Source organism: Caulobacter sp. GW821-FHT10A10 (assembly GCF_059415745.1).
The window spans coordinates 910252-923537 of record NZ_JBWKNV010000002.1 but is presented as its reverse complement, the minus strand read 5'-3'; the positions used below and the strand labels follow the sequence as shown (position 1 = coordinate 923537).

Sequence of the window (13286 nt, the reverse complement as noted above, 5' to 3'; positions counted from 1 at the left end):
TTCTAGTGAAGCAATCCTGCCCAGTCAACCAACTCTTTTCGAAACTTTCCGAAGAACCGAAGCTCCCCAGAAAGCAACAAAAGCGCTCCCTCCCGAAGACCCTGAGGTCGTCGGCAATCCAGCTGCCCGAGTCGATTGAGGCCGCGGAATTTAGCGATCCAGCGCCGAAAATGCAAGTCGAAACCTTCATTTCCGAAGCTGCGAAGGCGTCCCCCGCGGCGAGGTGCGGCTTCTACGTGGGGCCTCCGCCGGCCGCAAGCCGATTCCGCCCGCCCCGCGCCCTTAGCTGTGGGCGGATCTGTGCATGGAACCGTGAACGGAACAGCTTGCGCCCCGCCCCGCCGTGGCTCCATAGAGCGCTCTATAGAAGAGGGGTCGTCTATGTTGTCCCAGAAGGCGCGCTACGCCCTGCGCGCGATGATCGAACTGGCGCGCGCCGAGGAGCAGGTCACGGCCGGCGAACTGGCCCTGCGCGCCGACGCGCCCCGCAAGTTCCTGGAAGCCATCCTGCTGGGCCTGGCCCGCCACAAGCTGGTGACCAGCCGCCGCGGCAAGTTCGGCGGCTACCTGCTGGCCCGCCCGGCCGCCGACATCAACTTCGCCGAGATCATCCGCCTGGTCGACGGACCGCTGGCCCTGGCCCCCTGCGTCAGCCGCACCGCCTTCCGCCGCTGCGAGGACTGCAGCGACCTGGTGACCTGCGCCCTGCGCGAGGCCCTGCTGCGGGCGCGCGACGCCACCGCCGCCGTGCTCGAGGGCTACACCCTGGCCGACGCGGTCACCGGCACGGGCGCCGAACTGATCGGCTGACGCGCCTCTCTCCATATGTAAGGGCGCTCTCTCATATGGAGGCGCTCCCTATAGAAAAGAGAGCGCCCTCGCCCGCCCCGGCCTCAGCCGGCGGCGATATAGGCCTTCAGGCCATCGGCCTCGGCCTGGGTCTCCTGGATCTTGTACTTCACCAGGTCGCCGATCGAGATGATCCCGACCAGCCGACCGCCCTTGGCCACCGGCAGGTGGCGGATGCGCCGGTCGGTCATCTTGGCCAGCAGGGCCTCGATGGTCTCGTCCGGCTGGGCGAAGATCACGTCGCGGGTCATGCAGGCCGAGATCGGCTTGGTGAGGGCGCCGGCCCCCTCCTTGGCGATCTGCCGCACGATGTCGCGCTCCGACAATATGCCGGCGATGCTTTCGTCGGCCTCCAGCACCACCATCGCCCCGACCTTGCGGGCGTGCAGCAGGGCGGCCGCCGCGCCGACGGTTTCCTGCGGCGAGGCGGTGAACACCAGGTCGCCCTTGTCCTTCAGGATCTGAGACACCAGCAAAGCTCAATCCTCCCTTATGGTTCTTGGAGAACGAGGGTCTCGCAATCCCGCTCCGGGATCAATGGCGTAAGAGACGCCAAAGGACGCGCGGCCCTCCGATCGACCGCCCCAACCGCCGCGCGGCGCGCGTTTAACCAATTCTGGATACCTTGGCGCCTAGGATTGGCGTGTCCGGTTTTGGCACGGGGGTTGCTTGCGATCCCCTGGCAGACAGTCGCGGAGCCCGTCATGGCCTCAAATAAGAACAACAAGCCCCTCGTCCGGGCCTACGGCGCGGCTCTCGTCGCAGCCGGAGTCCTGATTTCGGGCGCCGTTCCGGCCTTCGCCCAGAGCGTCAGCACCAATTCGGCCTCGTACAACGCCGGCTATGGCCGCACGGCGGGGCAGGAAAACCAGATCGTCGACTATTCGACCCGCGACGCCAACGGCAATCGCGTCATCGTCGACGGCGTCATGCTGACCGGCAGCGACCAGAGCGTCTATTCCAGCCGCAGCTCGTCGGGCTCGCTCGACAGCTATTCGGGCGTCGGCAGCCTGGGCGGCTATTCCAGCTCGACCGCGATCGGCAACAACCTGACGGTCATCACCCAGGGCAGCAACAACGTGGTCATCGTCAATTCCAAGCAGGTCAACAACGGCAATGTCACCGCCGGTTCGTCGACCAACGGCGGTGTCTCCAATGGCAACTAAGCGGATCCTCCTGCTGGTGGCCGCGGCCTGCTCGGCGCTCAGCGCCTGCGGCGGCGGCGTGCCCAAGCGCCTGGACGCGGGCAACTACGCCCGGCCGATCGGCACGGCGCCGGTCACGGCCAACCCGACCCCCTATTCGACCGCGCTGAACTGCCTGGCCAGCTACGCCCGGCAGAACCGCGTCGCCGCCCCGCGCATCGCCGTGGGCCGCATCGCCGACTACACCGGCAAGGAAGAGTCCGACGGTTCGGGCCGCAAGGTCACCCAGGGCGCCTCGCTGATGGCCATGACCGCCTTCGCCAAGGCCGGCATGCCGATGGTCGAGCGCTTCGACACCTCGGTCTCCGAGCTCGAACTGAAGTACGCCAACAACAAGCTGATCTCCGACCGCCCGGCCCCGACGCCGGACGCCCCGGCCGACTATCGCAAGATCGTCGCCGGCCAGGTCGCGGGCTCGGACTTCTACCTCGTCGGCGGCGTCACCGAGCTGAACTACAACATCCACTCGGCGGGCGCCGACCTCTATGGCGGCGACCTCGACAGCGACGGCCTGAAGGCCAACTTCAAGCGCCGCCTGTTCGTGATGAACATCGCCATGGACCTGCGCCTGATCAACAGCCGCACCCTGGTGGTGGAAGACGTCATCTCCTACCAGAAGCAGGTGATCGGCCGCGAAGTCAGCGCCGGCATCTTCGCCTTCGCCAACAACAACGTCTTCGACCTGTCGGGCGGCAAGGGCGCGCTGGAGCCGGTGCAACTGGCCGTGCGCTCGCTGATCGAGCGCTCGGTCGTCGAGATGAGCGCCAACCTCTACGGCATGCCCGGTCCCCAGAGCTGCCTGCAGTCGGATCCGTTCGGCGCCGACACCGTCGGCGTCACGGGCGCCTACACGCCCGCCTACAACAACCTGGGAACCAACAATGCGCAGACCCGCGAAGATCCGTCTCGCTGGAACGATCGCAGCGATCCCTCTGTGCGTCGCGGTCGCTACTAGCGTCGCCTTCGCCCAGGGCCAGGTTCTCAACAACCAGGTCAATCTGGGCGAGGTCTTCACCGAGCAGACCCTCAACGTCGTCACCGTCGAAGAGGGCGTCAGCGCCACGACCACCGCCACCGGCAACGCCGTCGGCATCGGCGGCGAGCGCGCCGACGTCAGCGCGACCTCAAACCAGGTGAACTCCGGCTCGGTCTACGGCCACGGCGTGGTCAACGCCTCGGGGTCGATGGGCGCCTCCAGCGACGTCACCACCGTGGCCACCGGCAACAACGGCTCGGTCGACATGACCGAGGCCACCTATTCCGGCTTCACGGTCCAGACCAACAGCGGCGCGGTCACCGCCCGCGGCCAGGTCGAGGGCGAGACCGCCCAGGCGGGCGACCTGACCATGGCCACCCAGGCTATGGGCAACGCCCAAGGGCTCTATCTCGACAACGGCTCGGCCGGCGCGCGCATCAGCCAGGCCAATTCCGGCGACGTCCTGGCCGACGGCGGGGCGATCGTGCAGTACGTGAGCGGCACGTCCACCGTGGCCGGCGCGGCGGCGGGCAACAGCATCGCGATCGGCGGCTACAACCAGTCGGCCGCCCGGGTGATCGCCGACCAGGGCAACACCTCCGACCTGGTGCAAGCCAGCAAGTTCACCGCCTATGGCAACAGCTACCTGACCAGCACGGCGACCACCGCCGTCGCCAACGATCTGTCGGCCAGCAACACCGGGCCGCTGCTCGACGTGGCCAACCACCAGTACAACACCGCCTATGTGCGCTCGCAGGCCGAGACCAGCTCGTATCTCTACGGCGCGGCCCAGGCCAGCGCCAACGGCGTGGGCAACAACGCCATCGTCGGCAACACCGGCGCGGCCCTGGTGCTCGACAACGTCCAGACCAACGACGGCGGCGGCGTCGAGGTGATCGCCAGCGCCACGGGCGACACCGGCTACGACATCGGCGCCAGCGCCACGGCGGCCGGCAACTCGGTCACCGGCTATGTCTGCAGCCAGTGCGGCGGCTCGATGAGCGTCTCCAACGACCAGTCCAACAGCGCCGACGTCTCGGCCCGCTCGACCACCACGGTCACCGGCTCGGCCCGTTCGGTCACCGGCACGGCCAGCGCCACGGGCAACAACGCGGCGTTCTACATCCGGAACTGACTTTGCTCCTCCCCGGTGAAACGGGGGAGGTGGCGCGCTGCTGATACGCAGCGTGACGGAGGGGGCGAGACTGGGCTCCGCGCATTCCCCTCCTCCGTAAAATCCCCGCGAAAGCGGGGACCCAGGTGTTTTATCGTCGAGCGCCGTGGGTTGCAGAAAAAGCCTGGGTCCCCGCTTTCGCGGGGATTTTACGGATGTTGGGGTGCTGACGGGGATAGAGCGCCCTCAATCCCCGGCGATCTCGAACCAAACTCCAACCAATCCAACCCCTTACAACTTTCTCAGCGTTCTGGATCAGACGCGCTGAAACTCGCTGCATAATCAGAGCTGTCCCGTCGCAGGGAGAGGGCGCAAGGATCCGGCCCGAAGCGTGCGGCGGTGATGCGATCGAGCGGGGCTGACGGAGCGGCGAGAGCCGGGCCTGAAGGCTTAAATGAGGATGGGGGACGTAAACCCATCCGTCGGGGGTCTGCCTAATAGGCTCCCGCCCGTCCAAGGGTACGCGCCCTGACGCACTCCTGGCCGCATGAACGGGGGAGCCTTGCGAGGGAAGGGGTGAAGGGCGGAAGAGGCCCGCGCGCCCCGGCCTGAGGTCAAATGATCGCGCGGGGCGTCTAAGCTTCGTCGAAACGGTATTTAGAACTCACACATCCGGGCGAGGCTCGGACGTCCCGCGCCCTCTCCATCCCCTCAGCGGTTCACCGCGTGAGATCGCCAACCCGCGCGCCCAGGAACCTCCCCCCGTGGGGGAGGCGGCCGAAGGCCGGTGGGGGGCCGTTTTCAGCTTTCGAGGCGTCGGACGATCAGCAACCACTCCCCCCTCCGATCGCTGCGCGATCACCTCCCCCACAGGGGGAGGTTCCTCGGGGCGGCCGCCACCTTCTCCCGCAAGGGGAGAAGGATTTTACCGCCCGTACACCGCGTCGCGCAGTTCGCGCGTCACCTGGCCGTTCATGCCTTCGAACGCGGTGTTGGTCAGCAGCACCACGGTCAGACCAGCCTTCGGATCCACGAACCAGTTGTGTCCATAGACCCCGCCCCAGGCCAGCGTGCCGACGCCTTGCGGCGTCTTGGCCACCGCCGGATCGTCGAGCACGGCCCAGCCGTAGCCGAAGCCCCAGCCCGGCCCCTGGGTGGCGGCCTTGATCCCGGCCTGGTCGGTGGTCATCAGCTTGACGCTGGCCGGCTTCAGCACCTTGCCGCCGCCCGTGCGCACGGCCTCCAGCAGGGCCAGCACGTCGCCGGCCGTGCCGACCATCCCCGCTCCGCCCGAGGGGAAGGCGGCCGGATCGGTAGCGCGGCTGGGGGCCATGCGCACGGCGGTCGCGCCCAGCGAGACGTCCTGATTGTCGGTGATCCTTGTCGGCGCCGGGCTGGCGTTGGCGTAGGGGGTGGCGAGACGCGCCGGGTCCTTGGCCTGGAAGCCGGCGTCCTTCAGGCCCAGCGGTCCGGTGACGGTGCGCTCGACCACCTGCGGCAGCGGATGGCCGTCGGCCTTTTCGGCCACCAGCCCCAGCACGTCGATGGCCAGGGAGTAGCGCCAGGCGCTTCCGGGCGCGAAGGCCAGCGGACCCTTGCCGATACGGGCGACATTCTCGTCCAGGCTCAGGCCCGAGATGTCGAGCCCGTCCGAGACGCCCAGCTTGTGGTAGGGGTGCTGCGCCGTCTCCGACAGGCCGTAGGTCAGGCCAGCCGTATGGTCGAGCAGCTGGCCGATGGTGATGGTCGGGGCCGAGCCGTCGGCCAGGGCCGGCTTGAAGTCGGGCAGCCATTTGGTCACCGGATCGGCCAGCGACAGCTTGCCCTCCTCGACCAGCCGCATGATCGCCACGCTGACGAACGGCTTGCTGACCGAGGCCAGGCGGAACACCGCGTCTTCCCGCATGGGGGCGGCCGCCTCGCGGTCGGCCAGGCCCACGGCCCGGTGGTAGACGAGCTTGCCGTCGCGGGAGACCAGGGCCACCGCGCCCACCAGCCGCTGGTCGGCCACGGCGCGGTCGAGCACCGCGTCGATGCAGGCCGCCAAAGCCGCGTCCTGGTTCTGCGCGACCACCGCCGGCTTGCCCACGGCCTGGGCCTGAACCATCGCCGGCGCGCCCGCCAGCACCGCCCAAATCGCCAGGGGGGCCGCAACGCCCGCAAGCCATCGACGCATTTCGCTGCTCCCTCGCCGCCGGACGCCCGGCCTTTCTACGGAGTGGGATGCGCGCCGGGCTTGCGCAAGGCCGGAACCGCGAGTTTCCCACAGGCTTGCGGCCCGATGTTGCAAACCGGAAGTCGCCCCGGCCGAATCCGCCGCCGCGCGGCCTTGCTTGCGCCACGCGCGCCGCCCAAGTTGAGCTTCGACTTCTTCCGCAATCGATCGGTAGCCATGATATCCGTCTCGCGCCTGGCGCTCGTCGTCTCCGCCGGCCTGGCGCTCACCGCCTGCTCCACCCTGCCTTCCGTTCTGCCCGGTTCGAGCAAGAAGGCCGACGCCCCGACCGCCTCGGCCGCGCCGCCTGCGGCCCCGGCGCCGATCGCCCCGGTCAAGACCTCGGGCCCGCAGTTCTCCGACCTCAAGCCCGGCCAGTGGCCGCACGAGATTTCCGACGTCGCCGTCGATCCGGCTATCCGCTTCGGCGTGCTGCCCAACGGCATGCGCTACGCCCTGCGCAAGAACGCCACCCCGCCCGGCCAGGCCGCGCTCAGGCTCTGGTTCGACGCCGGCTCGCTGATGGAGGCCGACGACCAGCAGGGCCTGGCCCACTTCCTTGAGCACATGGCGTTCAATGGCTCGAAAAACGTGCCCGAAGGCGACATGGTCAAGATCCTCGAGCGCAGGGGCCTGGCCTTCGGGGCCGACACCAACGCCTCGACCAGCTTCGACGAGACGACCTACACCCTAGACCTGCCCAAGACCGACGACGGCACGGTCGACGACGCCATGATGCTGCTGCGCGAGGCGGCCGGCGAACTGACCATCGATCCCGCCGCCGTCGACCGCGAGCGCGGCGTGGTGCTGTCGGAGGAACGCACTCGCGACACCCCCGGCTACCGCGTCTTCAAGCAGGGCTTCGCCTTCAACCTGGCCGGCCAGCGCCCGCCCGAGCGCCTGCCGATCGGCACGACCGACGTCATCTCCACCGCCCCGGCCCAGCGCATCCGCGACTTCTACCAGGCCTGGTACCGGCCCGAGAACGCGGTGTTCGTGGCCGTCGGCGACTTCGACCTCGACGCCATGGAGGCCAAGATCAAGGCCCGCTTCGGCGACTGGAAGGCCGTGGGCGAGCCGGGCAAGCGCCCCGACCTGGGCGCCGTGGCCCAACGCGGCCTGACCGCCAAGGTCATCGTCGAGCCGGGCTCGGGCGAGTCCGTGCAGATCGGCTGGGCGCAACCGGCCGACCAGCGGATCGAGACCAAGGCCACCGACCGCGAATACATGCTGGAATCCCTGGGCATGGCGGTGCTGAACCGCCGCCTGCGCGCCCTGGCCCGCGGCGAGACCCCGCCGTTCATCTCGGCCGGCGCCCTGCGCAACGACCAGTACCACGCCGTCCAGATCAACGGCCTGTTCGCCCAGGTGAAGCCGGGCGACTGGAAGACCGCCCTGCAGGTGCTCGACCAGGAACAGCGCCGCCTGGTGCAGTTCGGCGTGCGCCAGGACGAGCTCGACCGCGAGATCACCGCCATGCGCGCCGGCTACCAGGCCGCCGCCGCCGGCGAGGCCACCCAGCGCACCCCGGCCCTGGCCGGCGCCATCGTCGGCAGCCTGGGCGACCGCGACGTGCCGACCAGCCCCTCGCAGAACCTCGCCGGCTTCGACGCCATCACCAAGGACCTCAAGGCCGACGCCGTCTCGGCCGCCGTGCGGTCGCTGTTCGCCGGCCAGGGCCCGCTGATCGTGCTGCCCACCCCGACCGCCATCGAGGGCGGCGAGGCCACGGTCACCGCCGCCTATACGGACTCGACCAAGACCCCGGTCACCCCGCCGGCCGCCCCGGTGGTCACGGCCTGGCCCTATGCGGTGTTCGGCCCGACCGGCAAGCCGGTGGAGCAGAAGGACGTCGCCGACCTCGACACCGTCTTCGTCCGCTTCGAGAACGGCGTGCGCCTGACGGTCAAGCCGACCAAGTTCCGCGACGACCAGATCCTGGTGAAGGCCCGCATCGGCAACGGCCTGCTCGACCTGTCGAAGGCCGGCCAGAGCCCGCTGTGGTCGGCCTCGTCGATGATCGAGGGCGGCCTCAAGCAGATCACCGCCCAGGACATGGAGCAGGTGCTGACCGGCAAGGTCTGGAACGCCGGCCTCGGCGTCGAGGACGACGCCTTCGTGCTCAGCGGCCGCACCCGTCCCGAGGATCTCTCGACCGAGCTGCAGGTGCTGGCGGCCTACGCCTCCGACGCCGGCTGGCGGTCCGAGGCCTTCAACCGCATCAAGACCTATTACGGCACGATCCACGACCAGCTGGAGCGCACCAACAGCGGCGTCGTCGGCCGCGACCTCGCCGGGCTGATGCACCCGAACGACGGCCGCTGGACCTTCCCCAGCCGCCAGGACATCGCGGCCGGCTCGATCGACCAGTTGAAGGCCGCCGTCGGCCAACCCCTGTCGACCGGCCAGATCGAGGTCGTCGTCGTGGGCGACACCACGGTCGAGAAGGCCGTGGCCGCCGTGGCCGAGACCTTCGGCGCCCTGCCCGTCCGCGCCGGCGCACCGGCCCCGGCCGAGGCCAAGCAGGTCGGCTTCCCCGCCCCGTCCAAGACCCCGGTGATCCGCACCCACAAGGGCCGCGCCGACCAGGGCCTGCTGTTCATGGCCTGGAAGACCGACGACCTGTTCAGCGACCTGCAGCGCTCGCGCAACATCCAGGTCCTGGCCCAGGTGATGCAGCTGCGACTGATCGACGAACTGCGCGAGAAGCAGGGCGCGACCTATTCGCCCTCGGTCTCGGCCACGGCCAACGCCACCTTCCCCGGCTGGGGGTATCTGGGCCTGTCGGTCGAGGTGCCGCCCGAAAAGCTCGACCAGGTGGTCGCAAGCGTCCGCAAGATCGCCGCCGACCTGCGCGACAAGCCGGTCAGCGCCGACGAGCTGGAACGCGCCAAGCTGCCGCGCATCGACCAGCTGGAAAAGGCCCGCGAGACCAACGAGTACTGGCTGGGCGCGCTCTCGGGCGCCCAGACCGACCCGCGCCTGCTCGACGCCACCCGCTCGGTGATCGCCGGCCTGCAACGCGTCTCCGCCGCCGACGTCCAGAAAGCCGCCCGCAGCTTCCTGTCCGACGACAAGAGCTGGACCTTCGAGGTCAAGCCGGAGAAGTGACCATGATCCTAAGCTGACGGTTTGAGCGACCCTTAGAAGCTGTGCTACTTTGACGGAATGTCTGCTCAGCTTACTTTGCTGCTTTCCGGTGCTGCGATCGCGATATGTGCGGTCGTTCAGCTGTTTGCAGGCGTGGCCTTTAAGCGCGCCTACGATGATCTAACTAAGCTGCCGCCAGTTGTACCGCCGGTTTTAGAGGCCGTGTCGAAGCCCGCGAAGGAAGCCACCGAAGCACCGAGCCCTGTGAAGGCGCGACAGCCTGCGCGCACCGCAGCCTCTCAGATAAATGAATTCGAAGGGAAAGTCGGTTCGGTCACATCGACCAATCAGCAAGGGGGCATCACTGCGGGAAATGTCGGTACAATTAACGTGGGCACGCCAGAGCGTTAGCGCGCTTGTGCTTCTAGGAGCGTTAGCATTGGAAGACGCGTTTGCCGCCGAATTGCGTGTAGAAGAGCCAGCTACCTCTCCTGCCGCCCAGATTGGATCTGTCAATTCAACCGGCCAATTGGGCGGGATGACAATCGGGAATGTCTCTCAGCTCAATCAGACCGTAAGTCCGACACTCGTTCGCGGCCCCCTCCTCGAAAAATTCAAAACATCATACGTGACAGGATCTAGACTTTACAGAGAACTAGACACTCCATCCAACGATGCGAATTTGCAGTCCCTCATAAATTCTTGTGATCTTTGGTTGAACGAAACCGCTAATTGGTTGCGTCGCGACCTTGGTGACTACCCAGCTGAGCGCTTTTTGTTTCGCCCACCCATGATGTCGTTTAGCTATGGAGGTGGTCCGGGTGAGCTCGCTCACGTAGCGCAGAAGAGAGGCGAGATCCGACAAGCACTCTCGCTGCTTTTGATCAACTTGGATCAGTTAATGCGAGAGCCTTCGCTTTACCCTGATCCCTCCTCTCAAAAGCCGATGAAATAATAGTCCCTTTTTGCAGATCCTTCTCTGGAACATCGACGTAGTGGATAGTCGTAAGGTCAGCGTGTCCTAGCGCTACTGAGCCCTGACAGAGGAAGTGGCGGCATACAAAGCGCCTAGCTTCGCCCCCTCCACCACTTCGTGATCCCCCTCCCCAGCAAGCGGGTGAGGAGCAAAAGAAAAAGGCCTCCGCTCTTTCGAACGGAGGCCTTTCTCGTTTCGATGGACTGGGGTGCTAGTAAACCACCCCACCGACGCCGCCGTCGAGGCTGAGGCTCATGCCCGACGACCGCGTCTCCCGCACCGTCTCCTCGCGATAGGCGGTGTAGGTCTCGGTGGTCAGGATGCTCAGGATCTTCACGCCGGCGCCGTAGCGGCGCAGCAGCGAGCGCTCGTTGCAGTCGCGTGCCGGACGCTGCGGACGGCAGACCAGGGTGCCGCCTTCGCCACCACGAATACCAGGCGTGTGATAGAGCGCCTCGTTCTTCTGGCAGATATAGGTCTGGGCGCCGCGGCCGCCGGTGCTGACGTCGATCGTGCTGTCGTACTCGCCGATCACGTACTGCATGCGGCTGCCGGCGATGCAGCGATAGAGCTCGCCGTCATAGAGGTCGTCGATGTCGCGGTCGGGGGTGACCTGCGAGGCCGGGTGCGGGATGTCCTTGTCGTCCAGGCAGACGGCGCGGACGACGACGCGCTTGAACTTGGTGCGGGTGGCTTCATAGGCCGTGCGGCGGGCGGTCTCGCCGCCGACGACGTTGAGGCCGTCGATGTAGCCGGTGGCCTGCGGGCCCGAATAGTAGCCGCCATGCGCGCCGCCGCCGTAATAGACGGTCGAGCTGGCGCCCGCGCCGGCCCCGGCGCTGCTGCCGGCCGACGCGTTGGCCGAAGCGCTGGCGTTGACGTTGACGTTCACATTGACCGAGGTCTTGCCGCCTCCGCCGCCACCACCGCAGCCGCTGTTGCAGCCGCTAGGCGGCTTGGGCGGGCGCGGCGGCGCCGGCGGCGGGGTGCAGCAGCTCGGAGGCGTGGTCGTGCAGCCGCTGTTGCACTGGGCGTAGGCGACGCCGCCCACGAAGAGTCCGGCCATAGCCGCCCCGATGGCGATCCACAGCTTGGACACGGTCAGTTTCGGCGCCGTCATGGCGTCTCCCCTTCACACAGCGTGCGTCTTCCAGCCGGTTCACCAGCAAGAAGCGCGCCATGGACCCGCCGCGCCTCGACTCTGTGCCAAGACGATACGACGGGGCCCCTGGCCCGGTTCTCCTAGCAAGCCCCATGCGGTCGATCTGGACCGCGAAGTGGACCCGCCAGGGGACGACGATGTTCCATCCAAGCACGGAACGGTTGATAGACTATTGGCGAACCCAGGCCGGCGCCGCGCGCATGCCGGCCCGCGCCGATGTCGATCCGGGCGATTTCCTCGATATTCTGTCCCAGGTCTTCATCCTGGGACGCTCGGCCGGCCGCTATCCGTTCCGCCTGACCGGCGGCTTCGTGGCCGATCTGCACGCCCGCGACCTGCGCGGCGAGGACTCGCTGTCGCTTTGGGCGCTGTCGCACCGGCTGGAGGTGAAGTCGGCCCTGGAGGTCGCCCGCCGCCGAGCCGAGCCCGTCGTCGTCACCGCCGACATCCGCGCCCACGGCGTCGCCTCGGTCGGCATGGAGGTGCTGCTGGCCCCGATGACCGGCGCCAGCGGCGAGGTCGACCGGTTCCTGGGCCTCTACCAGCCGATCGCCATGATGCAGCGCCTGATGGGCCGCCCGGCCTACGAACTGGGCGTGCGCCGGATCCAGGCGCTCGGCCCCAACAATGCCGAGGCCCCGCGCCTGCGGCTGGCCAGCCTGGACGGCCGGCTGATCGCCTGAGAAGGTTTCCTCCCGGACTCTGGAGCGGGAGGCTTGCGTCGCACTGCCGGGTGCGACGCCGAAGGGACGGAGGGGGACGCTCGGGAGAGCGCCTCGCGGCGGGAGCGCCCCCTCCTCCCGGATTTACTAGGCGTCGCCGTTGCGTGCGGTGACGATCCAGCCGGCGCCGTCGATCACCACCGACCGGTCCTGCGCCTTGGCCGCGAAGGCGTCGCGCACGGCGATCCTGGCTTCTTCCACCACCGCCTTGGCCTGGTCGGCCAGGGCGCGGGTCAGCGGGCCGACCTGGAAGGCCAGGTCCACGGCGTCGGCGATCGCCGCCTCGCGCGTCTCGCCTTCCCCGAAGACGATCCGGCTGTCGATCGGCGTCAGCTCGACATCGACGAAGCCGGCCTCGCCCAGGATCCGCTCCACCCGCGCCCGGTCGCCGAACGAGAACGGCCCCGGGGCCTCGGGCGGCGGCGCGGTCGGCGGGCCGACGATCGGGGCGATCGCCTTCAGCGGCAGCCGCACCCAGTCGTTCTCGCCCGCCCCGCGCCAGCAGACGAAGGCTAGGCGGCCGTTCGGCTTCAGCGCCCGGCGCATATGGGCGAAGGCGCCGGCGGGATCATCGAAGAACATCACCCCGAACCGCGAGAACAGCAGGTCGAACTGCGCCACCGGCAGCAAGGCCCGGCTGGCGTCGGCGACCTGGAAGCGAGCGTTGGGCCGGTCCTCGCCCAGCTCGCGGGCCCGCGCCACCAGCGGTTCGGAAACGTCGACGCCCAGCACCCCGCCCTTGGCCCCGACCAGGGCCGCCAGCGCCAGGCTGCCGGCTCCCGCGCCGCAGCCGATGTCCAGCACCTGCTCGCCCGGCGCCGGCGCGGCGGCGGCGACCGCCGCCCGGCCATAGGCGTCGAGCATCCGGTCCAGCCGCGCCTGGTTCGCCACCCAGCGCTCGCCGGTGCGCCCGTTCCAGTCGGCGATCTGGTGGACGTTGCGCTCGGTCATGGCGGGGCCTCAGTTGAGAATTGATC

At 68.3% G+C, this 13286-nt stretch carries 10 protein-coding genes; 6 read left to right on the top strand and 4 right to left on the bottom strand.

What is annotated here, in order from left to right; translation table 11 throughout:
* Nucleotides 1-381: 381 nt before the first annotated feature.
* The gene (locus tag AC07NS_RS09270) at nucleotides 382-810 is read left to right on the top strand and encodes an RrF2 family transcriptional regulator (protein WP_494602823.1); all 429 of its coding nucleotides are present in this window, start codon (nucleotides 382-384) and stop codon (nucleotides 808-810) included.
* An 83-nt stretch (nucleotides 811-893) separates the two neighbouring features.
* Here AC07NS_RS09270 and AC07NS_RS09265 read toward each other — a convergent pair whose 3' ends face one another.
* On the bottom strand, nucleotides 894-1325 hold the full coding sequence (locus AC07NS_RS09265; RefSeq protein ID WP_110120655.1) for a CBS domain-containing protein: 432 nt from the start codon (nucleotides 1323-1325) through the stop codon (nucleotides 894-896).
* A 228-nt stretch (nucleotides 1326-1553) separates the two neighbouring features.
* On the opposite strand from AC07NS_RS09265, the gene hfaA reads away from it, so the two are divergent.
* The 3 genes from hfaA to hfaD are packed head-to-tail and all read left to right on the top strand — an operon-like array spanning nucleotide 1554 to nucleotide 4165.
* On the top strand, nucleotides 1554-2015 hold the full coding sequence (hfaA, locus tag AC07NS_RS09260) for a holdfast anchoring protein HfaA (protein ID WP_494602822.1): 462 nt from the start codon (nucleotides 1554-1556) through the stop codon (nucleotides 2013-2015).
* Nucleotides 2005-3009, top strand: a complete 1005-nt coding sequence (gene hfaB, locus AC07NS_RS09255; RefSeq protein ID WP_110120657.1) for a holdfast anchoring protein HfaB — start codon at nucleotides 2005-2007, stop codon at nucleotides 3007-3009. Before hfaA ends, hfaB begins: the two co-directional genes overlap by 11 nt.
* A complete protein-coding gene (gene hfaD, locus AC07NS_RS09250; RefSeq protein WP_487292517.1) occupies nucleotides 2936-4165 on the top strand; it encodes a holdfast anchor protein HfaD in 1230 nt (409 codons plus the stop codon). Before hfaB ends, hfaD begins: the two co-directional genes overlap by 74 nt.
* Before the next feature lie 904 nt (nucleotides 4166-5069).
* On the opposite strand, the gene AC07NS_RS09245 is transcribed toward hfaD, so the two are convergent.
* Nucleotides 5070-6320, bottom strand: a complete 1251-nt coding sequence (locus AC07NS_RS09245) for a serine hydrolase domain-containing protein (protein ID WP_494602821.1) — start codon at nucleotides 6318-6320, stop codon at nucleotides 5070-5072.
* A gap of 216 nt (nucleotides 6321-6536) precedes the next feature.
* Between AC07NS_RS09245 and AC07NS_RS09240 the strand changes: the two genes are divergently transcribed.
* Entirely contained in the window at nucleotides 6537-9470 is a 2934-nt protein-coding gene (locus AC07NS_RS09240) for a M16 family metallopeptidase (protein WP_494602820.1), read from the top strand.
* Nucleotides 9471-10636: 1166 nt separating this feature from the next.
* On the opposite strand, the gene AC07NS_RS09235 is transcribed toward AC07NS_RS09240, so the two are convergent.
* The gene (locus tag AC07NS_RS09235; RefSeq protein WP_494602819.1) at nucleotides 10637-11545 is read right to left on the bottom strand and encodes a hypothetical protein; all 909 of its coding nucleotides are present in this window, start codon (nucleotides 11543-11545) and stop codon (nucleotides 10637-10639) included.
* A 179-nt stretch (nucleotides 11546-11724) separates the two neighbouring features.
* On the opposite strand from AC07NS_RS09235, the gene AC07NS_RS09230 reads away from it, so the two are divergent.
* Nucleotides 11725-12270, top strand: a complete 546-nt coding sequence (locus AC07NS_RS09230) for a PAS domain-containing protein (protein ID WP_110120663.1) — start codon at nucleotides 11725-11727, stop codon at nucleotides 12268-12270.
* A 126-nt stretch (nucleotides 12271-12396) separates the two neighbouring features.
* On the opposite strand, the gene AC07NS_RS09225 is transcribed toward AC07NS_RS09230, so the two are convergent.
* Nucleotides 12397-13260, bottom strand: coding sequence for a class I SAM-dependent methyltransferase (locus tag AC07NS_RS09225; protein ID WP_494602818.1), 864 nt, complete (start codon nucleotides 13258-13260; stop codon nucleotides 12397-12399).
* Between the last annotated feature and the right edge of the window lie 26 nt (nucleotides 13261-13286).

Coding starts and splice junctions, on each gene's coding strand:
- AC07NS_RS09270 (WP_494602823.1), top strand. CDS start 382: ATGTTGTCCCAGAAGGCGCGCTACGCCCTGCGCGCGATGATCGAACTG.
- hfaA (WP_494602822.1), top strand. CDS start 1,554: ATGGCCTCAAATAAGAACAACAAGCCCCTCGTCCGGGCCTACGGCGCG.
- hfaB (WP_110120657.1), top strand. CDS start 2,005: ATGGCAACTAAGCGGATCCTCCTGCTGGTGGCCGCGGCCTGCTCGGCG.
- hfaD (WP_487292517.1), top strand. CDS start 2,936: ATGCGCAGACCCGCGAAGATCCGTCTCGCTGGAACGATCGCAGCGATC.
- AC07NS_RS09245 (WP_494602821.1), bottom strand. CDS start 6,320: ATGCGTCGATGGCTTGCGGGCGTTGCGGCCCCCCTGGCGATTTGGGCG.
- AC07NS_RS09240 (WP_494602820.1), top strand. CDS start 6,537: ATGATATCCGTCTCGCGCCTGGCGCTCGTCGTCTCCGCCGGCCTGGCG.
- AC07NS_RS09235 (WP_494602819.1), bottom strand. CDS start 11,545: ATGACGGCGCCGAAACTGACCGTGTCCAAGCTGTGGATCGCCATCGGG.
- AC07NS_RS09230 (WP_110120663.1), top strand. CDS start 11,725: ATGTTCCATCCAAGCACGGAACGGTTGATAGACTATTGGCGAACCCAG.
- AC07NS_RS09225 (WP_494602818.1), bottom strand. CDS start 13,260: ATGACCGAGCGCAACGTCCACCAGATCGCCGACTGGAACGGGCGCACC.